Annotated in this window: 22 protein-coding genes, 8 tRNA genes and 1 riboswitch; of the genes, 13 read left to right on the forward strand and 17 right to left on the reverse strand. The window is 47.6% G+C overall.

The features are described 5' to 3' along the window. Positions 1–353: 353 nt before the first annotated feature. Complete coding sequence (locus JZY04_RS09825) at positions 354–1,301, reverse strand: Tsr25 family tyrosine-type DNA invertase (RefSeq protein WP_122142172.1); 948 nt, start codon at positions 1,299–1,301, stop codon at positions 354–356. Between the two features lie 206 nt (positions 1,302–1,507). On the opposite strand from JZY04_RS09825, the gene JZY04_RS09830 reads away from it, so the two are divergent. Continuing rightward, complete coding sequence (locus JZY04_RS09830) at positions 1,508–1,882, forward strand: hypothetical protein (protein WP_122142173.1); 375 nt, start codon at positions 1,508–1,510, stop codon at positions 1,880–1,882. Positions 1,883–1,994: 112 nt separating this feature from the next. Here JZY04_RS09830 and JZY04_RS09835 read toward each other — a convergent pair whose 3' ends face one another. The 4 genes from JZY04_RS09835 to JZY04_RS09850 form a co-directional block, all read right to left on the reverse strand. Further along, entirely contained in the window at positions 1,995–2,561 is a 567-nt protein-coding gene (locus tag JZY04_RS09835; protein WP_032539245.1) for a hypothetical protein, read from the reverse strand. Between the two features lie 257 nt (positions 2,562–2,818). After that, entirely contained in the window at positions 2,819–4,402 is a 1,584-nt protein-coding gene (locus tag JZY04_RS09840; RefSeq protein WP_122142174.1) for an ATP-binding protein, read from the reverse strand. Between the two features lie 154 nt (positions 4,403–4,556). Continuing rightward, positions 4,557–6,110, reverse strand: a complete 1,554-nt coding sequence (locus tag JZY04_RS09845; RefSeq protein ID WP_005778021.1) for an ATP-binding protein — start codon at positions 6,108–6,110, stop codon at positions 4,557–4,559. Between the two features lie 234 nt (positions 6,111–6,344). Beyond that, positions 6,345–7,553 (reverse strand): hexokinase, encoded by a 1,209-nt coding sequence (locus JZY04_RS09850; RefSeq protein ID WP_122142176.1) that lies wholly within the window; start codon positions 7,551–7,553, stop codon positions 6,345–6,347. A 349-nt stretch (positions 7,554–7,902) separates the two neighbouring features. Between JZY04_RS09850 and JZY04_RS09855 the strand changes: the two genes are divergently transcribed. The 5 genes from JZY04_RS09855 (at position 7,903) to JZY04_RS09875 (ending at position 11,958) form a co-directional block, all read left to right on the forward strand. After that, complete coding sequence (locus JZY04_RS09855) at positions 7,903–8,214, forward strand: DUF4248 domain-containing protein (RefSeq protein ID WP_005778027.1); 312 nt, start codon at positions 7,903–7,905, stop codon at positions 8,212–8,214. A 364-nt stretch (positions 8,215–8,578) separates the two neighbouring features. Further along, positions 8,579–9,199 carry a hypothetical protein gene (locus JZY04_RS09860; protein ID WP_122142178.1) on the forward strand — a complete coding sequence of 207 codons (621 nt, stop codon included), beginning with the start codon at positions 8,579–8,581 and terminating at the stop codon, positions 9,197–9,199. A 133-nt stretch (positions 9,200–9,332) separates the two neighbouring features. Continuing rightward, entirely contained in the window at positions 9,333–10,697 is a 1,365-nt protein-coding gene (gene dnaB, locus JZY04_RS09865) for a replicative DNA helicase (protein WP_122142179.1), read from the forward strand. Positions 10,698–10,826: 129 nt separating this feature from the next. Next, on the forward strand, positions 10,827–11,306 hold the full coding sequence (locus JZY04_RS09870; RefSeq protein WP_122142180.1) for an HU family DNA-binding protein: 480 nt from the start codon (positions 10,827–10,829) through the stop codon (positions 11,304–11,306). A gap of 208 nt (positions 11,307–11,514) precedes the next feature. After that, complete coding sequence (locus JZY04_RS09875; protein WP_122142181.1) at positions 11,515–11,958, forward strand: N-acetylmuramoyl-L-alanine amidase; 444 nt, start codon at positions 11,515–11,517, stop codon at positions 11,956–11,958. Between the two features lie 180 nt (positions 11,959–12,138). Here JZY04_RS09875 and JZY04_RS09880 read toward each other — a convergent pair whose 3' ends face one another. The 12 genes from JZY04_RS09880 to JZY04_RS09935 form a co-directional block, all read right to left on the reverse strand. After that, positions 12,139–12,450, reverse strand: coding sequence for a helix-turn-helix domain-containing protein (locus JZY04_RS09880; protein ID WP_122142182.1), 312 nt, complete (start codon positions 12,448–12,450; stop codon positions 12,139–12,141). Next, positions 12,447–12,812 (reverse strand): type II toxin-antitoxin system RelE/ParE family toxin, encoded by a 366-nt coding sequence (locus JZY04_RS09885; protein ID WP_005778040.1) that lies wholly within the window; start codon positions 12,810–12,812, stop codon positions 12,447–12,449. The genes JZY04_RS09880 and JZY04_RS09885 overlap by 4 nt, the downstream gene beginning before the upstream one ends. A 147-nt stretch (positions 12,813–12,959) precedes the next feature. Continuing rightward, a tRNA-Gly gene (locus JZY04_RS09890) sits at positions 12,960–13,032 on the reverse strand. A 7-nt stretch (positions 13,033–13,039) separates the two neighbouring features. Further along, positions 13,040–13,121: transfer RNA gene (locus JZY04_RS09895), tRNA-Leu, on the reverse strand. A gap of 25 nt (positions 13,122–13,146) precedes the next feature. After that, a tRNA-Gly gene (locus JZY04_RS09900) sits at positions 13,147–13,219 on the reverse strand. Positions 13,220–13,226: 7 nt separating this feature from the next. After that, a tRNA-Leu gene (locus tag JZY04_RS09905) sits at positions 13,227–13,308 on the reverse strand. A 61-nt stretch (positions 13,309–13,369) separates the two neighbouring features. Further along, positions 13,370–13,442, reverse strand: a tRNA-Gly gene (locus JZY04_RS09910). Positions 13,443–13,464: 22 nt separating this feature from the next. Then, positions 13,465–13,548, reverse strand: a tRNA-Leu gene (locus JZY04_RS09915). 156 nt (positions 13,549–13,704) lie between these two features. Continuing rightward, positions 13,705–13,786 (reverse strand) — tRNA-Leu (locus JZY04_RS09920). 25 nt (positions 13,787–13,811) lie between these two features. Further along, a tRNA-Gly gene (locus JZY04_RS09925) sits at positions 13,812–13,884 on the reverse strand. 130 nt (positions 13,885–14,014) lie between these two features. Further along, the gene (nspC, locus tag JZY04_RS09930; protein ID WP_032537980.1) at positions 14,015–15,154 is read right to left on the reverse strand and encodes a carboxynorspermidine decarboxylase; all 1,140 of its coding nucleotides are present in this window, start codon (positions 15,152–15,154) and stop codon (positions 14,015–14,017) included. Positions 15,155–15,272: 118 nt separating this feature from the next. After that, on the reverse strand, positions 15,273–17,633 hold the full coding sequence (locus JZY04_RS09935) for an ATP-dependent helicase (RefSeq protein ID WP_122142183.1): 2,361 nt from the start codon (positions 17,631–17,633) through the stop codon (positions 15,273–15,275). A 121-nt stretch (positions 17,634–17,754) separates the two neighbouring features. Between JZY04_RS09935 and JZY04_RS09940 the strand changes: the two genes are divergently transcribed. The 7 genes from JZY04_RS09940 (at position 17,755) to thiH (ending at position 23,841) form a co-directional block, all read left to right on the forward strand. Continuing rightward, complete coding sequence (locus JZY04_RS09940; protein WP_005778049.1) at positions 17,755–18,372, forward strand: superoxide dismutase; 618 nt, start codon at positions 17,755–17,757, stop codon at positions 18,370–18,372. Positions 18,373–18,554: 182 nt separating this feature from the next. Next, positions 18,555–18,647: riboswitch (TPP riboswitch) on the forward strand. A 65-nt stretch (positions 18,648–18,712) separates the two neighbouring features. Beyond that, positions 18,713–18,910 (forward strand): sulfur carrier protein ThiS, encoded by a 198-nt coding sequence (gene thiS, locus JZY04_RS09945; RefSeq protein WP_032530986.1) that lies wholly within the window; start codon positions 18,713–18,715, stop codon positions 18,908–18,910. 3 nt (positions 18,911–18,913) lie between these two features. Continuing rightward, positions 18,914–19,528 carry a thiamine phosphate synthase gene (locus JZY04_RS09950; protein WP_122142184.1) on the forward strand — a complete coding sequence of 205 codons (615 nt, stop codon included), beginning with the start codon at positions 18,914–18,916 and terminating at the stop codon, positions 19,526–19,528. A gap of 128 nt (positions 19,529–19,656) precedes the next feature. Beyond that, positions 19,657–20,433 carry a thiazole synthase gene (locus JZY04_RS09955; RefSeq protein WP_122142185.1) on the forward strand — a complete coding sequence of 259 codons (777 nt, stop codon included), beginning with the start codon at positions 19,657–19,659 and terminating at the stop codon, positions 20,431–20,433. Between the two features lie 30 nt (positions 20,434–20,463). Then, positions 20,464–22,158 carry a phosphomethylpyrimidine synthase ThiC gene (gene thiC, locus JZY04_RS09960; protein ID WP_032530984.1) on the forward strand — a complete coding sequence of 565 codons (1,695 nt, stop codon included), beginning with the start codon at positions 20,464–20,466 and terminating at the stop codon, positions 22,156–22,158. Between the two features lie 11 nt (positions 22,159–22,169). After that, positions 22,170–22,715: a hypothetical protein gene (locus JZY04_RS09965; RefSeq protein ID WP_032530983.1), complete on the forward strand. Its 546-nt coding sequence runs from the start codon at positions 22,170–22,172 to the stop codon at positions 22,713–22,715. A gap of 1 nt (position 22,716) precedes the next feature. After that, positions 22,717–23,841 carry a 2-iminoacetate synthase ThiH gene (gene thiH, locus JZY04_RS09970; RefSeq protein WP_044300181.1) on the forward strand — a complete coding sequence of 375 codons (1,125 nt, stop codon included), beginning with the start codon at positions 22,717–22,719 and terminating at the stop codon, positions 23,839–23,841. Positions 23,842–23,847: the final 6 nt, after the last annotated feature.

Consider the following 23,847-nt stretch of genomic DNA (forward strand, 5'->3'; position numbering starts at 1 on the left):
ACTTTTATCGCTATGTTCCTAATTTTCAAATAAATAATTCTAACCCTTATATCGAACTCACGTTAAATAATAAAAAACATCTGATGATGGCAATAGAATATTCATCCGCGTTAAATAACAGTAAACGTGGCCAACCCCTCTTATAGTTTTTTTAGGAGAAAATAGGGAAAACTAATGCAAAGCATGCATCTTTTTTAAAATTAATTGCCTTTTTTATAAAAAACTTGTCTTTTTATTTGTTTGTGTGAAAAATAATATCCAATTTTGCAGCAATAATTCATTGCCGTTACCTACAAAGTAACGGTCTATATACTTCTCTGATTACAAGCATAATACACTCTATTTTTCGTTTTTCAAACCGCATTCAGCACATACCGGATTATCTTCCTGTTTGTCCGATCTACTTCCCTATCCCCGAAAGGCTTCAGGTAAGTTTCGGTCACCTTCACCGAGGAGTGTCCCAACGCACGGCTGATAACTCCTACGGGAGTCTCCTGATGAAAAGCAACCGTGGCCCACGTATGGCGGGCCGAATATGAACTGAGCCTGCCTCCCAGTTTCAACTCCACCGAAACCCGTTCCAACTGCCGGTTCAGGTTACGCAGGGCACATTGATATTCCTGATAAGGAGTGGGATTTTTCTTTGTATGCCGCTTTCGGGTACGGGGTTGCCCCAGGATAGGCAGCAGATAGCTCGGATGGCAGTTCTCAGCCATCCTCCTGTTGATAATTTCCATCGCCTCATGCGGTACGGTGATGGTCACCTCCTGCCCCGTCTTGTGGCGGCAGTAGGTCAGCACTCCTTTATCGAGATTATTCCTGCGCAAGTGAGCCAGATCGACAAACGGGATTCCCCGAAGCATAAACATCAGCACAAACCAGTCGACGGCTTTCCCTGAAGCGTTTCCATTCGGATGTCCTGCCATCCGGATCATCCGCCCCACTGTCCCCGGACTGACAGCACGTTTCACGTCGGAGCGCGTACCGGTGTATACCTTATCGAAAAGCCCGGTCACATATCCCGGGCGGCCTTTCATCCCTCTGTTGTAGCCCGCACGCAAGGCACGCATGTAAGTCGATACCGTGTTCCAGCTCAACCGTTTTCCCAGCAGCCAATGTTCATACTTGTCCAGAAACACCGGACTCACCTCTTCGAATCCGATCTCCTCTTTTCCTGCACTCTCCCTAAGCGTACGCAGCATATTATGGTAGATACGCCGGGCCGGTTCACGCCCCTCTTCTTTGAGCCTTTCGATCTCCGAAATCATAAATACTGTTAATGTTTCATTCATCTTATCCATTGTTTTTAATTTACAAGTCTCCTTTAGATATAAATTGTGTAAATAGCCGGATAACAGAATCTATATCTTTACAAAAAACATCTAAAGAGACTTTGCAGAACAATCCCCGGGACGATATGCTATACTCTTTTTGTATATCTTTGCCGATCCTAACGTCGTTTTAACAAACATTGGCATCCGCCATCCCATACAAACCTCAAAGTAAAATGAAAAAGAGCATCCAGGACCTGAAAGAGTCATTAAGAAAGAAGGAAGAGAAACAACAGCGACTGCGTGAAAAAGAAGAATTGATAGAAAAAGACATCCGTGTGCTGCGCTACCTGATAGTTAGGGAGGAACAAGCCGCCTCACCACAAGCCCCCCGGAAACGAAAAATCACCCGAAAACAGGTAGGCAGCTTTTTCAGCCGGATCGCCCTATTTTATGAAGACCTGCAACGACGCCTGAACCTCCGCATCACTTACCGCTGCTTCTGCCGCTGGCTCTGCACCCGCTACGAGTTTGAGTCACGCTATCGCGACCGCCACAAGCTGTCGCCTTGCACGGTACTGGGATATTTTAAGAGAGAAAGGGGTGGATGAAGGGGAAGTAGCCTCTGCTCTTTAAAAGAGTAATGTGTTGTTGGGGAGTATATAAAAAAACGACCCGCCTATTTGAGCATTGTTACTTCTACACACGACGTATGAAAAGAGTTTATTTTTTAGGAAGGACATCAATATCTACTTTATCTTTCCCCTTTCCGGCCCATTGTCGACAATTTAAGCATCGAGTAAATGCATCTCCTACTTTTATTTTAGGACTATCCCAAGGATCTTTTCCTTTAACTATCGCTGGATATATGGTCGCTTGATTGATAAACCTAATGGCAGGCCCCATACGACTTATAGCTTTAGCCAATGCTTTAGGCTCAGCACAAGAATATGGAGTTCTAAATTTCTGATTTGTGTACTGATTAGTTACATTTTCAAAATTAGTACTAAACGGACTATTTTTAATTCTTCGTTCTGCCCAATGTGTAGCAGTATCTACATTAGTTGTTTCTGCATTTGCTCTATATTTATTGGATCTAACTTCTGCCTTACATGATAATTTAACAAACTGTAATATAGGATTATTACCTTTTCGTTGAACACTTTGCATAGACGCTATTAACTGAACCTGTGGATTTATACGATTATCCACCATATTCATAGTATGCGAAGTTCTTTTCACGCATGAACTATTATTCTGTTTTTGTATTTTTATTTGCTTTGCCTCCATAAATAATACGATTTTATTTTATAATTTCAGCATATCATTATTGTTTAGTCCATTGGTATTCGATATAAATATACAAAGAATTTTCAAAAGAAAAAATATTCATATAGAAAAAAACATCAATATACCCACCCTCCTATAGTTTATCCCTGCTTATCTTGCAGTTCACGAATCACTTCATCCACAACGTAAAGATCTCCATAAAGCCCGGTATCAGGATCATAAAAAGGTCCAAACCAATCATTTCCGGTAAAGAAGCATCATCCTCCTATCACCCACTCCCCAATATTCCGTTCTTCCTTCTCGAAGGCTACACCCACCTTCACTACTTTCCGCCCGTCCGCCTGATAGGGCAGCAGATATCCCTTTTCATCAATCTGCCTCAAGGCAGCCTCGGCGCTGTCGTTCAGCTTGAACTCAAACACGTAGATGTAGTCCAGTGTCTTCACCACCGCATCGGCACGCCCCCGGGCACTCCGGACCTCCGTCTCCGTAAACTGCCCCATAAGCTGGAAGACGAGGTAGAACACCGTCTGATAATGCCGCTCCGTGCGGTCGTTCAGGTCGTAGGGGATACCGGCAAAGAAGCAGCGCAGGCGCGTGAGGAAAGCGTCCACATCGCCGCTCTCCAACTCGCGGATGAACTTGCCGATATAGAACGAGGTGTCTGTCTGGGCTATAGGAGTGTAGAAGGGACTGACGAAGTTGAGGAAACCATATTTCACCTCCTCGTTGGGGAACCCCAGCGTGTACATCCGGAAGCGCTCGTCGTAGTCCTTAATCGTCAGATATCCGCTCTGATAAATCATGGGTATCGGATTGTTTATATCCGCGCGGTCGTCGCTCAGCGAAGCCTCATTCACCTCAATGCCCTCCATCTCCCTCAGGTCGAAATCGGTCTTCTGCAGCATCTCCACCAGGAAGGTGGGCGTGCCGCTCGCAAACCAGTAATTGCCATACGAACGCTTCTGCAAGGCACTCAACACGCTGAAGGGATTGTACATGGAGGTGAATTCCTCGTCTTTGGTGAACCGGTATCCGTCATATTGGCGAGTCAGCCGGTCCATCACCTGCCGGCAGGTCGCATTACTTTTCACTGCCAGGGCTTCCAATTCGGGAGGGAAGGTAGCTTCTATCTCCGCACGGGTCATGCCGCAGAGGGTGTTATAGTCGAGGTCGAAACTGATATCGTTCAGTTGGTTCAGATTACTGAAAATGCCCATTTGCGCGAATTTGGTCACTCCGGTGATGAAGACGAACTGCAACCAGGGGTCAGCACTTTTAAGCACGGTATAGAAAGCGGTCAGCGTCTCCCTGAAATCGTGTTGCAACTCCTGATTGTCGAACGAACGCAGCAAGGGTTTGTCATATTCGTCGATAAGCACCACCACGCGGCGCCCCGTCTGTTCGCAGGCGCGCCGGATGACGGTCATGAAACGTCCGGAGTGCGTAATGCCTTCCCCTCCCGTCCGGTATAACTCTTCCCACTGCCGCAACTGCCGCTCAAGTATATCGACCAGCCCCTCACGACTGTCATACTTCTCCGCATTGAGATCAAGATGCAGCACGGGATATTGCAGCCACTCTTTTTCCAATTTCTCGATAGCCAATCCGCGGAAGAGTTCCTTCTTACCTTGAAAGTACGCCTCGAAAGAAGAAAGCAACAGGCTCTTGCCAAAGCGGCGGGGACGGTTCAGGAAACAGGGATTGCCCGCTTGAGCCAGTCGGTAAATCAATGCGGTCTTATCTACATAAAGGAAATTTTCGGAGCGCAGTTTCTCAAAACTCTGTATCCCTATCGGGAGTTTTCTAAGCGGGGCATTGATCAGTGTATCATGGGGCATTGAAGTTAGTCTTTTGCAAATGTACACAATTATTTTTTAGATTCTCACACGTGGTTACAAGAATGTAAGGGATGCCACAATTGTCCCTTCTTTATTATCCTTATACCCATGAATACAAAGATAACATTTTCTTTTGTATTTTACGTATTGTGTCTTAAAATTCAACAATCCACTTTTCAATGTTGCGGGTTTTGGCACTGAAGTTTACACCAATCTTAAAAAGTTTACGGCTGTCTGCCGCAAAAGGTTGCGCATAATGTTTCTCGTTGATCTGGCGGAGAGCTTCTTCAGCGGTACCATCCAGTTTGAATTCCATCACATAAATAAATTTATCTGTTTGCAAAACGAGATCGATGCGCCCTTCACTTGTGCGATATTCCACATTGGTATAGAACCCCATTAACTTGAAGACAACGAAAAGCACATTCTGGTAATGGAGTTCCTGCTCGCGAATTATCTCGTAAGTGGTATCCGCAAAGAAACTTTGCAAACGGCGGAAGAAAGAGTCATAGTCTCCGGCGCGAATCTCACGGACAAACTTCTGAACTTCAAACGGAGCTTCTACCTTATCGGTATTCGCATAGTAGGGAAGCAGGAATTTCATGAACCCCTCCTCCACTTCACGGTTCGGGAATCCCAAACGGTAAATTCCAAATTCACGGTCATACCCCTTAATGGTAAGGTAACCGCTTTGATAAATCACAGGAATAGGATTGGTAGAGGAAGAGTCGATGCTGTTCAATACATCCGCATCGGTTTCCACATGCGCCATTTTATGAAGATCATAGTGATGCATCTGCAACAGTTCTACCAAATAGGTAGGAGTACCCGTTTCAAACCAATAATTTCCAAATTTCATTTTATAGAACGTATTCAGCAGGCTGAAAGGATTGTAAATGCCGATCGAATCTTCCACAAAATGATACCCGTCATAGCATTCCTTCAATTCACGGCACACCTCTTCATAACCCATCCTCTGCCTGTCGGCAAGTTCGTACAATTCTTGCTCCAGATTAGTCCGTATTTCCTCTTCAGTGATGCCGCACAATGCCACGTAACGTTCGTCCATCGACAAATCAATCAGATTGTTCAAAGCACTGAACACACTCACTTTACCAAACTTAGTGACACCGGTCAGAAAAGCAAACCGGATGTATCCATCCATTGTTTTGATGGCTCCATAAAAGGCTTGCAACGTCTTGCGAAACTCCTTTTGCAATTCTTCATCCCCGATGGATTGCAGCATAGGCTTATCATATTCGTCGACCAGAATGACTACACGATGCCCCGCCTGCTTGCAAGCACGCTCTATGACACCGGCAAAGCGCAGAGACAAAGAGCGCTCCGAAGGTTCAGCTCCATAGAGTTTCTCCCATGCCACAATTGCTTTCTCCAATATATCCTCAAGACTTTGCAGTGAGTCATATTTCTCTATATTCAAATCCAGATGCAATATCGGGTGTTTTATCCATTCTTTCTCGAGCTTTTCCATCGCCAGCCCTTCAAAGAGCTCCTTTTTTCCCTGAAAATAGGCTTCGAGGGTAGAAACAAGCAAACTTTTTCCAAAGCGACGGGGACGGCTCAGAAAATAATAACTCCCGGTCTTTACCATTTGATAAACCAATGCTGTTTTATCAATATAGAAAAGGCCCTCTTTACGGATTTTCTCAAAATTCTGTATCCCGATAGGATAGATTTTATTGCTCATATTCTTTTATTCCGGATAAATAACAGACAAACTTATAAATACAAAGATAACATTTTCTTTTGTATTTTACGTGTTGTGTCTTAAAAGAATGGTTTTGAGTTCACCACAGATTACACGGATTCTCACAGATTAATAATTTATTTTACTGAGAGTTAAATTAAAATATCTGTGTTAATCTGTGTAATCTGTGGTGAGTTATATTCATTTCTGTTCCGTAAAATAACCCAAATACAATCAAGTCAGTGCTGCAATACCGGTTCCTATCAGGTTGGCATTGCTCATGTTATTGATATGAACTTCCACATCTTCCAGTTGGAGTTCGCGAAGAAGTTCCTGCAATTTCTCCATCACAAGAATGTTGTAACTTTTATCTTTCCGGCTCCCACTCCAGAAGAGGCTTCCTTCGGCTATCAGACAAATCCGATGAATATCTTTGTTGTATGATTTCAGCAATGCGATCAGTCCGGCAAGGGACGCGGCAACCAGTTGGGCCGATCTGCTATAGATCCAACGAGCCACCTGCACATAGATATCTTTGTGGATATCCGGATAGTTCATGATGGCAGTCAGCTTCCGGGCATCGAACTTTTCTTCAAATTCATCCAACGGAAAGGCCGCTTTCAAGATATCCCCTAAATACATGCCGGACACCGCTTTCTCAAAACGCTGTTTGCCCATGCTGTCGGACATTGCATCCACCGTATCATCCACCGCTGTCAAGAATGGCGGATGAAAGTTGCCCGACTCCAGATTGACAGGAATCAAACCCTCTACGCTGTATGCCGGATCCAGTTTCTTTATCTTGTCAGCGGGAATAAAAGTGGCCATATTCGTACCGGTCCCGACAATCAGGCCGATATAGGCGTCGTAACTCTTGTCGGTAAGCCCGGCAAACAAACTGGCGATCGTGTCATTCAGAACTTTGATGCCTGTAAACTTTATTTCATTCTTTTCATTCAGATAGTCGAGTAAAGGTTTCCCCACAAACTGCCCGACCATTTTCCGGATATCCACTCCTTTGGTCCAACGAAGCAGCTTTGCATCTCCTCCGGGCACTGATTCGGCGGGATAAGAAAAACAATAGCCAATAGGCATTTCCTCTTCCCGTTTTATCTCCACAATCAGATCGGCCAGTTCTTTGAACAGTTCTTCGCGCGTATAGCCGGGCGACTTCATGACGGACATGTCTTTCTTCCAGCCATTATTCGGGTAGATGACCGGCTTTTCTTGCGTGAAATCGACAATCGCCACCCGGTAGTTGGTACCTCCCAGATCGAGGACTAAGGCCTTCCCTTTGACATCGGCCGCCTTGGGCAGAATAAAGGTAGGAATACATTGTATCTCTGCATTTTTTTTACTTAATCCTTCTTCCACTTTCTCCCGGAATGCATAGGCAATCCCTTTGAGTTGTTCGTTGTCCAGTTTGAAAATATTCTTTTCCATGGTGTTGGTTTTATGTATGGATGATCTTTATTTCTGTAAATAACAACTGAGGAGGATTTTTGCTCAAAACCGGGATAAAAACGATTTCACCACAGAGGTGCACAGAGTCTCACAGAGATTTTTTAGACAGATGAACAAAAGAACAGATGATTTCTTTATTGGTTCATCTGTTCTTTCGTCTGAAAACAAATAGGGCGCAGCTAATTAATCTCTGTGAGACTCTGTGTACCTCTGTGGTGAAAGAACAGAACAAAATCCATGCAAGCATTCAGTTCCGTTACATAGTAAAAAAGTCTTTCTCGATAAGCAGAGAATATGCTACTTTGCCACGTAAACAAAAACAACAAGAATGAAAGACTTAAATTTTGACTGGCTGCTGAGTGGAAGCTGCCTGCTGTCGGACGTGGCGATGGCGTATTTTACAACTTGTGTTTATCCCCGCTCGGCGGGCAGACAGATGCGTGAGCAGATAGAACGATATCCGGATTTGCATGCCGAACTACTGGAAGCAGGATACAAACGCTCCAATACACTGCTGACACCCCGGCAAATCTGTATCGTGATACAGCATTGGGGAATGCCCGACACGGTGTACCAATGGCTACGCGAACATCCGGAGGATCGGGTCCAAAAACTGTTCGCCGATCGCAAATTCGACTGATATATGTTAATATATCTTTTTGCTTATTATTTATTTATGTGCAGGTCTGCATGTTGGCGGCTTCCGGAACAGCCTCCGTAAACAGCTGACGGACAACGGACTACAAGCCTGAAAGCATGTTGGTGTCCGTGTTGGTGATTTGGAGGCTCTGAATGACGGCAACAGAGGGTCTGAAAGGGTGAAAACAAGGCTCGGTTTCACCCCGGCAGAGTGTGCGTAGGACGGCAATAGGGATCGCCGTACACTTTTGCACCAATCTGCACCAATCTGCACCAATCTTTTGCATCCTTGCCCTTCTATGCGTAGCTTTGTCATGCCGTTCGGGAAAGGACGGCACATTCAATAACCTTTAAAACGAAATTCCATGAACGCACCGACCGAGACAATTCTGAAAAAAGGATATATCCTGATTCCCAAATCCATGATCGAAGATTTCTTCAAAACCGGATCGCAAACCGAGGGCTATCTGGAAGCATGGATACAGGTATTGACGCGGGTCAACTACTCCGATACGGAGGTTTGTGTACAAGGCAACCGGATCGTTTGCCGGCGGGGTGAAACCGTATATACCTACAAACAGTGGGAAAAGACACTGGGATGGAGCCGATACCGCACCCGCCACTTCTTCGAAACGTTGTTCAAATCCGGAATCATGGAGGCGGTAGAGAATCCCGCCGGAATCACCCTGCTCCGGGTAACAGACTATGACCTCTGGACCGGACATAAAAAAGCCGCCACCACCCGGGACAGCCATGCGACGGAAGGCTTTGCCGGCTTCTGGGATCTTTATCACCGGGTCACCCAAAAAGATAAGATAAACATAGCCCGTGCCCGGAAAGAATGGAAAAAACTGACGGTAACGGAAAAGAAACTGGCACTGGAAAACATCGAGGAGTATTACACCCACCAAAAGGACATACGCTTCTGTAAACAGGCAGCCACATATCTGGAAGATAAGGCGTTTCTGAACGAATACGAATTTTAAGATTATTCACCACAGAGGGCACAGAGGGCACAGATTACAAAGTTATTCTGTTGATATTTAAAATTTAAAAATCTGTGAAAATCCGTGTAATCTGTGGTGAACTATACCCCAAACCATATACCATCCAAACATTATGTTACAACCCCAAGCACCCGAACTCGAGGAAACCATCCTCGGAGCCTGCCTGATTGAAAAAGAAGGCATGGCACTGATTGACGAACTGCTGAAACCGGAAATGTTCTATGTCACCCGTCATCAACTGATTTACGCCGCATTGCAGGCGATGTTCCACGCCGGTACGAACATCGACATCCTCACCGCCACCGAGGAACTTCGCAAACGTGGAAAGCTGGACGATGCCGGAGGGCCGTTCTACATCACCCAACTGAGCAGCCGGGTGGCAAGTTCGGCACACCTGGAATATCACGCACGCATCGTTCACCAAAAGTACATCCGAAGGGAAATGATCGTGGGATTCAGCAAACTGCTGACACTCTCCGGCGACGAAACCATCGACCTGACAGACACGTTAGTGGATGGACACAACCTGCTGGACAGGCTGGAAGGGGCATGTGGGCACAACAGGCAGTTGCGCGATATGGACACGCTGATGCAGGCAACCCTGACGGAAGCGGAAGGACGCATGCAGAAAAATAAGGACGGAGTGACCGGAATCCCCACCGGACTGGCCGAACTGGACAAGATGACAGGAGGATGGCAAAACAGCGATCTGATCACCATCGCTGCCCGTCCGGCAGTGGGAAAAACCGCTTTTGCACTCCATCTGGCAAAAGCTGCGGCAGCGGCCGGACACCACACGGTGGTGTACAGCCTCGAGATGCAAGCCGAGCGGTTGGGCGACCGCTGGCTCCTATCGGCAGGAGAAATGGACCCATACCTCTGGCGAAGCGGAAAGCTATCACAGGAAACATGGCTACAGGCCCGGCAAACGGCCGGAGAACTGGCAAGGCTCCCCATCTGCGTAAACGATAACCCGGATATGAGCATGGACCGTGTACGCTCGAGCGCCCGGTTGCTGCAAAGCAAAGGGAAGTGTGACTTTATCATTATCGACTACCTGCAACTGTGTGACATGCGCACCGAACAAACCAACCGGAACCGGGAACAAGAGGTGGCACAGGCAAGCCGTAAAGCAAAATTGCTGGCCAAAGAGCTGCACATCCCGGTCATCTTGCTAAGCCAACTCAACCGTGGCTCCGAAAACAGGGCGTACGGACGTCTGGAATTAGCCGACCTGCGTGAGAGTGGAGCCATCGAACAGGATTCCGACCTGGTGCTCCTCCTCTATCGTCCGGCACTGGCACATCTGGCAACAGACAAACAAAGCGGATATCCGACGGAGGGACTGGGAGTAGCCATCATCGCCAAACACCGCAACGGGGAAACGGGAAACGTATACTTCGGACACAACAAGAGCATGACAAAAATCGGCGACTACGTTCCGCCCATGGAATGGATAAAAAAGAATGCCAGATAGAGGCTCCGTTTTCTTAACCTACACATCGTTATTTTCATCATTTTACTTGACTTTACCTGTTTGATTTCGTATCTTTACGTAGTGATTGAGACAAGAAATTTATTAACCTAAACCTTAACTTTTTATTGTATGGAAGTATCAGTGGAGCGCTATCAGCGCAAGAAGTATGTCAATCAGGAGAACTCTCCCATGTTGTATTACATCCGCCAAAAAGCGGGAACAACCAAAGTTATGGATATCGATGCACTGGCGGAAGATATCCAGACCAATTGCGCCCTGACAACGGGCGATGTGAAACACACCATAGAGGCACTGGTGGAACAGCTGCGAAAGGTGCTGACGCAGGGAAACAAAGTGAAAATAGAAGGGCTGGGAACCTTCCACATGACGCTGACCTGCCTGCCGGGCGAAACCGAGAAGGAGTGCACGGTGAAGAATATCAAGCGGGTGAACGTGCGGTTCATACCCGATAAGGCAATGAAGCTGGTGAACGCCAGCCGGAGCATGACCCGAAGCCCGAACAACGTGACGTTTGCCATGGCTTCGGCAGGCGCTCCGGAAGGCGGAGGAAGCGGAGACGGGGGCATTGTGGACGACCCGACGGCATAAATCCGCACCACAGATTACTCAGATTTACACAGATTTAAATTTTAAGTTCGATTGCAGAGAAAATAAATCTTTATCTGTGAAATCTGTGGTGAAACAACGAAACTTAATACAGCAAAAACAATGAAGAAAATACAAAAAATACTGGAATGTCTACTGGCATTCCTGATGTTTCTCCGCGGGGGGAACACCGAAAAATAGAACCGGAACTATGAGAGAAATCAATCTGATTGTTATTCACTGCTCCGCAACCAGAGAAGACCGCTGCCTCACGGAGCATGACCTGGAGGAGTGTCACCGAAGACGGGGATTCGAAGGAGCGGGCTATCACTTCTACATACGCAAGGACGGGAAGATCATCACTACCCGACCGGTGGAACGGGCCGGGGCACATGCCAAGGGATTCAACGCACACTCCATAGGCATCTGCTACGAAGGAGGGCTGGACTGCAACGGACGACCCAAAGACACCCGGACAGAATGGCAAAAACATTCGATGCGGGTACTGGTGAGAGTATTGCTGAAGGAGTATCCCGGAAGCAGGGTATGCGGACACAGGGATCTGAGTCCGGACCTAAACGGAAACGGAGAGATAGAACCCGAAGAGTGGATCAAGGCATGCCCGTGCTTTGAGGTAAAAGAGGAAAGCTTTTAAATTCACCACAGAGATTCACAGAGTCTCACGGAGTTTTTAATGCTAATGACGAGGGCTCACCACAGATTACACGGATTAACACAGATTGAGAAATAGATAAATCCGTGATAATCTGAGTAATCTGTGGTGAAAAACATTAAAACTCTGTGTGACTCTGTACCCTCTGTGGTGAGCTCCCAATCATAAAAACGTAGGAGTAAACTCTATCCCAAGAGCACGAGCTATGCGGAAAAAACTTGAAATTTGAATATCCGTCTCTCCTTTTTCCACACGGGCAATATAACTTCTTGCAGTACCAACCTTTTCAGCCAGTTCCTGTTGAGTTATCTTTAATTGCTTTCGGCGATCACGTAATATCTCGCCGTAGTACCATGCTATTGACTTCTCATGAAAAGTTGTGCGAGACTCAGTTCCGACCTCCCCATATTTGTTGTCCAGTAGTTCACCTGCCGTATGCAATCTGGCTAATTTATTTTCATCTAACTTTCTCATAGCTCAAAGTCTTTTAATATTCGTTCTGCAATCTTTATTTGTTTACTATAATCCTTTGTGGACTTCTTTAAGAAACCATTCAGAAGTAGTACTTTTTTTGAAAGAATGATATTATCATTATCAACAGCAAAAAGAATAGTTCTGTATTCATTGGTATTTACAGACACCCGCATCTCGTATAAATTTTTATTTTCCAAGTGCTTCACAAACTTCGTGCTAAGTACATACTCAGTTCTAATAATATCCATCGTATGCTCAAATTTAACCTTTACTTTATCCTGTAACATACTATAGAATTCAACAAATTCATCCGAGAAATAAAGTTCACGTATATCGTTACCTTTCTTATCTGTTGCTTTCATACCACAAATGTAACCAATTAGATACAATTAAACAAGCAAAATATAAACTCTTGCGAATATTTAACGCTGACTGTTATCTTAAAGCAACGGTAAACGGTAAACAAAAAAAGGAAGCTGAATCAAATGATTCAACTTCCTTTTTCTTTGAGCGGAAAACGAGACTCGAACTCGCGACCCTAACCTTGGCAAGGTTATGCTCTACCAACTGAGCTATTTCCGCAATGTAGTGCCCAGAACAGGACTCGAACCTGCATGCCTCTCGACACACGCACCTGAAACGTGCGCGTCTACCAATTCCGCCACCTGGGCAAAAGGTTTCCAACATTTCCAAGAGAGCGGAAAACCAGACTCGAACTCGCGACCCTAACCTTGGCAAGGTTATGCTCTACCAACTGAGCTATTTCCGCAATGTAGTGCCCAGAACAGGACTCGAACCTGCATGCCTCTCGACACACGCACCTGAAACGTGCGCGTCTACCAATTCCGCCACCTGGGCATTGACTAATCAGGAATCTGCTGTTTAAATGGAGAGGAACAGATAACCGACGTTCTTGTTGAGCGGAAAACGAGACTCGAACTCGCGACCCTAACCTTGGCAAGGTTATGCTCTACCAACTGAGCTATTTCCGCAAAACAACTTTAATAAAGAATGTGAAGAGAAGGAGACTCGAACTCCCACGACAGTAATGTCACTACCCCCTCAAAGTAGCGCGTCTACCAATTCCGCCACCTCTCCAATCTCGATTAAAGCTTTGAACTATTCTCACCTTTTGTGCCCAGAACAGGACTCGAACCTGCATGCCTCTCGACACACGCACCTGAAACGTGCGCGTCTACCAATTCCGCCACCTCTCCAATCTCGATTAAAGCTTTGAACTATTCTCACCTTTTGTGCCCAGAACAGGACTCGAACCTGCATGCCTCTCGACACACGCACCTGAAACGTGCGCGTCTACCAATTCCGCCACCTGGGCAAAAGGTTTCCAACATTTCAAAGAGAGCGGAAAACGAGACTCGAACTCGCGACCCTAACCTTGGCAAGGTTATGCTCTACCAACTGAGCTATTTCCGCATTTGCAACCGTTGTTTCTCGATTGCGGTTGCAAAGGTAGGCATTTTCTTGATATCTGCAAGCATTCGGGATACTTTTTTCTCAGGAAAATGTGCATTTTGTTTTTGCCAAACGACAAATGTTTTGATTATCAACTCATTCTATTGCGATAATCTTCATAGGAAAATTGCTTGAAGATTTCAGCATTTCCACTCGCCGTCCACAAAGCGATGGCAGGATGGTGGATCCCGTTGAACATATTTGTTTTTACCATCGTATAATGTATCATATCTTCAAAAACAATACGTTCGCCGATCTGCAATTCATGATCGAAACTCCAGGAACCCATATAGTCTCCGCTCAGGCAGGAATTACCTCCGAGCCGATAGACAAACGGTCCCTCCTCTCCCATCACCGCCCCGCGAACGGCCGGTTGATAAGGCATTTCCAGACAGTCGGGCATGTGACAGGTAAAGCTGACGTTAAGAATGGCGGTACGGATACCACGGCTCTCGACAATATCTACCACCTCGGAAGTCAGTACCCCGGTTTGCCAGGTAAAAGCCGAACCGGGCTCAAGGATGATGCGCAAATGCGGATAACGTTTCTTTAAGCCCTGCAACAAGCCTATCAGGTGCCCGGTATCATAATCTTTACGGGTCATCAGATGTCCGCCTCCCAGGTTGAGCCACTTTATCTGAGAGAACCACGGGGAGAACTTCTCTTCAAGATGTTGCAAAGTACGCTCGAGTTCGAACGAAGATGATTCACAATGGCAATGGCAATGAAAACCCTCGATCCCCTGCGGCAACTGTTCGGGCAGCAGATCGGCAGTGATGCCGAAACGGGTGCCGGGAGCGCACGGATTATAGAGTTCGGTCTCCACTTCGGAATATTCGGGATTGATGCGAATGCCGCAAGAAATGTCACTGCCTCCGGCTACGGTCATCGGGTAGAACCGGTGGAACTGCGCCATGGAATTGAACGTGATATGACTGCTGCAACGCATGATTTCCGGAAAGTCGGCTTCGGTATAAGCCGGAGAATAAGTGTGTGCCTTACTGCCGAACTCTTCGAGTGCCAGGCGCGCCTCGTAGACGGAGCTTGCCGTGGAATGTCCGATGTATTCCCTGAAAATAGGGAATGAACGCCACATGGCAAAAGACTTGAAAGCAAGGATGATTTCAACTCCGGCCCGGTCGGCCACACTCTTTATCAGACTGAGGTTCTTTCTCAGCAATTCTTCCTCCATGATATAGCACGGAGAGGGAAATTGGGTAAAATCTATCATAGTCAACTACAAAGTTCACCACAGAGGACACAGAGGACACGGAGTTTTTATTTTCCAGGTTTATAGAAAGATCTTAAATTCTTCCTCTGTGAACTCTGTGTTACTCTGTGGTGAATAATTATTCTATTACTTTAAATCTCGCAAAACGCAGCAGCAACTGTTTATCGCCCGCATTACGGAAATGGATCGTTGCTTTGGCATTGTCGCCCGAACCTTCGACACGAATCACCTGACCTATGCCGAAACGCTCGTGTTCAATGGTCTGCCCGGGTTGTACACCTGTAATGCCGGCTCCGGGAGCTGCCGATGGGGATACCGTGGTACCGCTCACCCTCTTCAAGTTACGGGGGACGGTCGGGGCAATGATCTGCTCCTTCGGACGTTCACGCTGCGGACGGTCGGCAGACGGACGGGCAGAAAAACGCTCGGCAGACGGACGGCGGGAGTATCCCTCCTCCATTTCGCGGCGGAAACGGCCGGCTCCTTCGTCAACGCTACGGCCTAAAGCTGCCTCCTGCGGAAGTTGCAGGAAGCGGGTGTCGATATCCCTCAGGAACCGACTGGGACTGCCGAACTCCATCTTTCCGTAACGGAAACGGGTTTTGGCAAACGAGAGGAAACAGTGTTCCTCGGCACGGGTGATGGCGACGTAGAACAGGCGGCGTTCTTCTTCCATCGCGCGCGGTGAATCGCCCGCCATGCCACTGGGGAAGAGATTCTCTTCCAACCCTACCACAAATACATTGCGGAACTCCAGCCCTTTGGCAGAATGCACCGTCATCAAAGTCACCTTCTCACCATCTCCCTCCTTATCGGAATCCTGATCGGTGAGCAGGGATACTTCGGAGAGAAAGTCGATCAGTGAAACATTTGTGTTCCCCTCTTCCTGACGCATAGCACAGAAATCATTCATACCGTTCACCAGTTCCTCGATGTTCTCTTTGCGGCTCAGGTTTTCGGGCGAGTTGTCCTGACAGACGTCATTGATAATGCCGGACTGGCGGATGATTGCCGTACCTATTTCATAGGCATTCTTCTCCGCCACCTCGGTCATGAACTGTTCGATCAGTTCACGAAAGCCTTGCAACCTGGTGTGTGTATTTTTATTAATAGTAAGTCCGTAAGTGATGGGTTCGCACAGCACAGTCCACAGGCTGACATTGTTGTCGGTGGCGGCTTTGATAATCTTCCCCACCGTAGTATCACCGATGCCGCGTGCCGGATAATTGATAATCCGCTTGAACGCCTCTTCATCGTTGGGATTGACCACCAGACGGAAATAAGCTATGATGTCTTTTATTTCCTTACGCTGATAGAAAGAGAGGCCGCCGTAAATCTTATAAGGCATGCTCCGCTTACGCAAGGCCTCCTCGAAGACACGGCTCTGGGCATTGGTGCGGTAAAGGATCGCAAAATCAGAATAGCCATAATCGTGTTCGCGACGCAGCTGGGCGATTTTATTGGTCACGATATCACCCTCTTCCACATCGCTGTAGGCTTGGAATACACCGATGGCTTCCCCCCGTTCTTTCTCGGAGAAAACCTCTTTGGGGATCTGCCGCTCGTTCTTTTCGATCAAGCTGTTGGCTGCACGGACGATGGTCTGGGTAGAACGGTAATTCTGCTCCAGCTTGAAGACTTTTGTGTCGGGATATATCTTGGTGAAATACAAAATATTGTCGATGTCGGCTCCCCGGAAAGAGTAGATGCTCTGCGCATCGTCACCCACCACACAAACACGCTGATTCTCCTTAGTGAGCTGCAACACAATGCTGTGCTGCGCATAGTTGGTGTCCTGATACTCGTCGACAAGCACATAACGGAACTGCTCACGATAGCGCGCCAGCACTTCGGGAAAATCGCGGAAAAGAATATAGGTATAGACCAGCAAATCATCGAAATCCATTGCTCCGGCTTGCCGGCAACGCTCCCAGTAACGGCTGTAAATGTCGCGTATGGCAGGCATCTTGGCCGCAGCATCTGCCTCGTAAGCCTCCTTGTTGGCAGCATAGCCCGAAGGAGACACCAAATGGTTCTTAGCATTGGAAATGCGAGCCTGTACACTGCCGGGTTTATAGGTCTTTTCGTCAAGCCCCATCTCCTTGATGATGGAACGGAGCAGGCTCTTGCTGTCCGCCGAGTCGTAGATGGTGAACTGTGACGTAAACCCGATGTGGGATGCCTCGGCACGAAGAATACGGGAGAACACCGAATGGAATGTACCCATCCAGAGATACCGTGCACGCTGTTCGCCCACCTGCCGGGCAATGCGCTCTTTCATCTCACGGGCGGCTTTGTTGGTAAAAGTCAGTGCCAGGATGTTCCAAGGATTGTAACCGTTCTCGAGCAGATAGGCTATCTTATAAGTAAGTACGCGTGTCTTTCCGGAACCGGCACCGGCAATGACCAGTGAAGGACCATCACCGTAGAGCACCGCTGCACGCTGGCTTTCATTAAGTTCTTCGATATAGTCGGGCATAAAATTTATCTGTTAAATCTCTATTCACTGGCAAAGATAGAGGAAAGTTTGGACAACTCCGAACATTTAGGCCCTATATCCCGTTATATATTTATAGAAATGAAATAAAAGATTTGAATTTATGAATACATTATTAATGTCTTTAATATTTACAACCATGACTTACGAAATGCCTAAACTTCCGTACGCAAACAATGCGCTGGAACCTGTAATCAGTCAGCAGACCATTGATTACCATTATGGTAAACATCTTCAAACATATGTAAACAATCTCAATAGCCTCGTTCCAGGCACCGAATTTGAAGGAAAAACAGTAGAAGCCATCGTAGCTTCGGCTCCCGACGGAGCCATCTTCAACAATGCCGGACAGGTGCTGAACCACACACTCTACTTCCTGCAATTCGCACCGAAACCGGCGAAAAACGAACCGGAAGGTAAGTTGGGAGAAGCCATCAAACGCGACTTTGGAAGCTTTGAGAACTTCAAGAAAGAATTTAATGCGGCTGCCGTAGGATTGTTCGGTTCGGGATGGGCCTGGCTGTCTGTGGATAAAAACGGGAAACTGCATATCACCAAAGAAGCCAATGGAAGCAACCCGGTGCGTGCCGGACTAAAACCGCTACTGGGATTCGATGTGTGGGAACACGCTTATTATCTCGACTATCAGAACCGGCGGGCCGACCACGTAAATAAACTGTGGGAGATCATCGACTGGGATGTAGTGGAAAAACGACTGTAATTCAGAAGTATTCACCACAGAGGACGCAGAGGACACAGAGTTTCAAATTCGGGAAAAGAACGAATTTGACTCTGGTGTCCTCTGCGTCCTCTGTTTCCTCTGCACCACTCTCTGCCTACTCCGTGGTGAAATAATCCCTGATTTACTTTTTTCTTATCTCCTTTTTCACTTACTTTGCTCCTGTAAAGACAAAGGGGTGCCACCCGGTGGCTGAGATCATACCCTAAGAACCTGATGCAGTTAGTACTGCCGAAGGGATTGTGTATTTCTTCTTATCGTTTCTCTCCGCATGCACTCTCTTTGTATTTACTTTCATTTATCTATAAATACATATACGAATATGAAAGTACAAGTGAACAACAAAGAAGTGGAAACTACCGCAAGCACCATCACCGGGCTTGCCACGCAATTGCAACTTCCCGAAAACGGCATTGCCATCGCTGTGAACAACCAAATGATCCCACGTCCGCAATGGGACGAATTCAGCCTGCACGAGAATGACAACCTGATTGTGATTAAAGCAGCCTGTGGAGGATAAATCATGCTGAGCCTGCAATTTATCACTCACCAGACCGGGAAATACTCTTATTTCGAATCGGCATGTATAGCCCTCGAAGGAGGATGCAAATGGATACAACTGCGCATGAAAGAGGCATCTCCGGAAGAGGTGGAAACAGTAGCCCGGCAGCTGAAACCTCTTTGCAAGACACACGGAGCCATCCTGATTCTTGACGATCATGTGGAACTCGCCCAAAAACTGGAAGTAGACGGAGTGCATCTGGGCAAAAAAGACATGCCTGTCAGCGAAGCCAGAAAAATCCTGGGCGAAGCATTCATCATCGGAGGTACAGCCAATACTTTTGAAGACGTGAAAATGCACTTCAGCGCCGGTGCCGACTATCTGGGCATCGGCCCGTTCCGGTTTACTACAACCAAGAAGAACCTCAGCCCCGTACTGGGACTCGAAGGATATACCTCTATTTTATCGCAAATGGATGAATGCGGCATCCGGATTCCGGTAGTCGCCATCGGAGGCATCGTAACGGAAGATATCCCTGCCATCATGAAAACAGGCGTAAACGGCATCGCCCTCTCAGGAGCCATCCTGCAAGCGCCGAACCCGGTAGAAGAAACAAGAAGGATTCTAAACATATAAGGAAATGAATCGAACTCACCACAGAGTACACGGATTTTCACAGATTCTTTAATTTAACTCTCAGTAAAATAAATTATTAATCTGTGAAAATCTGTGTAATCTGTGGTGAGCTCAAAACAAAATCAGAAATGGAAAAGCTAATTATTGCGGGACGTGAATTCAACTCCCGCCTCTTCCTGGGAACAGGAAAGTTCAACTCAAACGAATTGATGGAACAATCGATACTGGCCTCGGGCACCGAAATGGTAACAGTGGCCATGAAACGTATCGACATGGAGAATTCGGAAGACGACATGCTGAAACATATCGTGCATCCACACATCCAACTGCTGCCCAATACCTCGGGAGTGCGCAACGCGGAAGAAGCGGTGTTTGCCGGACAAATGGCACGCGAAGCCTTCGGGACCAACTGGCTGAAGCTGGAGATACACCCGGATCCGCGCTATCTGCTGCCCGACTCGGTAGAGACTCTGAAAGCAACCGAACGACTCGTGAAACTCGGATTTGTGGTACTGCCTTATTGCCAGGCCGACCCGGTACTCTGCAAACAACTGGAAGAGGCGGGAGCGGCCACAGTGATGCCGTTGGGAGCACCGATCGGAACCAACAAAGGTTTGCAGACCAAAGAATTCATCCACATCATTATCGAACAGGCGGGTATCCCGGTAATAGTGGATGCCGGAATCGGTGCGCCGAGCCATGCGGCAGAAGCGATGGAGATAGGAGCATCGGCGTGTCTGGTAAATACTGCCATTGCCGTAGCCGGCAACCCGGTAGAAATGGCAAAGGCTTTCAAGCAGGCAGTCGAAGCAGGACGAATGGCCTATGAAGCAGGACTCAGCATGCAGACTACCGGATTGGTGGCAGAAGCAAGTTCACCGCTGACGGCATTTTTAAACGAATAAAAAAACAGTCCCATCTCTAATAACGAATTTATGGAACAAAGAATAAAATTCCCCCGCTCCGAGAAAGTGTACCTGTCCGGAAAACTTTTCCCCGAAATCCGCGTAGGTATGCGGAGAGTAGAGCAAGTGCCCAGCACCACTTTCGAAGGAGAGAAAAAAATCATAACTCCCAACCCACACGTATATATCTATGATACAAGCGGACCTTTCAGTGACCCGGACATAGAGATTGACCTGAAAAAAGGTCTCCCCCGGCTACGGGAAGAATGGATACTGAAAAGGGGGGATGTAGAGCAACTTCCGGAGATCAGTTCGGAATACGGACGGATGCGGCGGGACGACAAAAGCCTCGACCCTCTCCGCTTTGAGCACATCGCACTGCCCTACCGGGCCAAATCCGGGAAACATATCACCCAAATGGCATATGCCAAACAAGGTATCATCACTCCGGAAATGGAATATGTGGCTATCCGCGAAAACATGAACTGTGAGGAACTGGGTATCGATACTCACATTACTCCTGAATTTGTACGCCGGGAGATAGCCGAAGGACGGGCGGTTCTGCCTGCCAACATCAATCATCCCGAAGCCGAACCGATGATTATCGGCCGTAACTTTCTGGTAAAGATCAATACCAACATCGGTAACTCCGCAACCACGTCGAGCATCGACGAAGAGGTGGAGAAAGCGATGTGGAGCTGCAAATGGGGAGGTGACACGCTGATGGATCTTTCAACGGGAGAAAACATACACGAAACACGGGAATGGATCATACGCAACTGCCCGGTTCCGGTGGGTACGGTACCCATCTATCAGGCACTGGAAAAGGTAAACGGCAAAGTAGAGGACCTGTCCTGGGAACTGTATCGCGACACACTGATAGAACAGTGCGAGCAGGGAGTGGACTACTTCACCATTCATGCGGGAATCCGCCGGCACAATGTGCACCTGGCCGAAAAGAGGCTTTGCGGAATCGTATCCCGCGGCGGGAGCATCATGAGTAAATGGTGCCTGGTGCACGACCGCGAGAGTTTCCTTTACGAACACTTTGACGACATCTGTGATATTCTGGCACAATATGACGTAGCGGTATCATTGGGAGACGGTTTGCGACCGGGTTCCACCCACGATGCCAATGACGAGGCACAGTTTGCCGAACTTGATACCATGGGCGAACTGGTGGTACGCGCCTGGGAAAAGAACGTACAAGCCTTCATCGAAGGGCCCGGACACGTGCCGATGCACAAAATCCGCGAGAACATGGAACGCCAGATCGAGAAGTGCCACAATGCCCCGTTCTATACGCTCGGCCCGTTAGTGACGGATATTGCACCGGGATACGACCACATCACCTCTGCAATCGGTGCGGCACAAATAGGCTGGCTCGGAACAGCCATGCTCTGCTACGTGACGCCCAAGGAGCACCTGGCATTGCCCGATAAAGAAGATGTACGCGTCGGAGTGATCACCTATAAGATTGCCGCCCATGCAGCCGACCTGGCCAAGGGGCATCCGGGAGCCCAGGTACGGGACAATGCGTTGAGCAAAGCACGCTATGAATTCCGCTGGAAAGACCAGTTCGACTTGTCACTCGACCCGGAACGCGCATTCTCTTATTTCCATGCCGGACGACACACGGACGGAGAATATTGCACCATGTGCGGACCGAACTTCTGCGCAATGCGACTGAGCCGGGACTTGAAGAAAACTAAAAAACAAGAATAAGACCAACTGTCATGGAAAGAACAGACGAATACCGGAAAGCATTGGATGTACCCATCTCCGAACTATCCATAGACCGGATCATTGAGGAGATCCGCCGGCAGCCGGAGAACTTTGAGGCCCTCTATCATCTGACGACAGACGAGAAGCTATTGGTCTCCTGGCGGGCACTGTGGGTATGCGATAAACTTTGCAGGCAATACCCCGATTGGTTCGCCCCGCTCCGGGAAGAACTGACCGGAAGGCTGGTGACCTGCAAACACGATGGTTCCAAGCGCCTGCTTCTCTCCATACTCTACCATGCTCCCGCCGAAGAAATCCCATCGGTTGAATTGCTTAACTTCTGTCTGGATTGCATGCTGTCTCGCCGCGAAAGCATAGGCGTGCAATCCTTAGCCGTCCGAATGGCCTACCACCTGTGCAAGCACGAACCCGAACTGCTCAATGAACTGCGGACCATACTGGAAAGCACAGATACGGAACTGTATTCGACCGCTGTAAAAACGACTGTGCGGAACACATTGAAGAAAATAAATCAGAAGAATAAAAAGAAAAAATAAAATGTTTTCAGATGAATTAGAAAAGATTTCCTGGGAAGAGACGACTAAAATCATCTATTCCAAAACCGACGCCGATGTGCGCCGCGCATTGTCAAAGGAACATTGCGATGTAAACGATTTTATGGCATTGATTTCGCCGGCTGCCGCCCCCTATCTGGAGACTATGGCGCGTCTCAGCCGGAAATATACGCTGGAACGCTTCGGAAAGACAATTTCGATGTTCGTTCCACTCTATATTACAAATTCTTGTACAAACTCGTGTGTATACTGTGGCTTTAACCACAATAATCCGATGAAACGGACCATCCTTACGGAAGAGGAAATGGTAAACGAGTACAAAGCGATCAAGAAACTGGCTCCGTTCGAAAATCTGCTGTTAGTAACAGGCGAAAATCCTGCCAAAGCAGGAGTAGATTACATTGAACGGGCCCTCCTGCTGGCAAAGCCTTATTTCTCTAATCTGCAAATTGAGGTAATGCCACTTAAAGCAGAAGAATATGAACGGCTTACGTATGCCGGACTGAATGGAGTCATCTGCTTTCAGGAGACTTACAACAAAACCAATTATAATGTGTATCATCCCCGTGGCATGAAATCGAAATTTGAGTGGCGTGTCAATGGTTTTGACCGTATGGGACAAGCAGGTGTACACAAAATAGGCATGGGGGTACTGATCGGTCTGGAAGAATGGCGCACGGATGTCACAATGATGGCCTACCATCTGCGCTATCTGCAAAAGCACTACTGGAAAACGAAATATAGCGTCAACTTCCCCCGGATGCGCCCCTCGGAGAACGGAGGTTTCCAACCTAATGTTGTGATGAACGACCGGGAACTGGCACAGGTGACTTTTGCCATGCGCATCTTCGACCACGATGTGGATATCTCCTACTCTACCCGCGAAAGCGCAGAGTTCCGTAACCACATGGCTACGCTCGGGGTGACTACCATGAGCGCCGAAAGTAAAACGGAACCGGGAGGCTACTTTACCTATCCGCAGGCACTGGAGCAGTTTCATGTCAGCGACGAACGGAAAGCCGTGGAAGTGGATGCCGCACTGCGTTCACTGGGACGAATACCCGTTTACAAAGACTGGGACACGGCACTGACCCTGACTCAATGCTAACGATCA

The sequence above is a fragment of the Bacteroides sp. 11BF genome (assembly GCF_019633765.1).
Taxonomy (GTDB): Bacteria; Bacteroidota; Bacteroidia; order Bacteroidales; family Bacteroidaceae; genus Bacteroides; species Bacteroides hominis.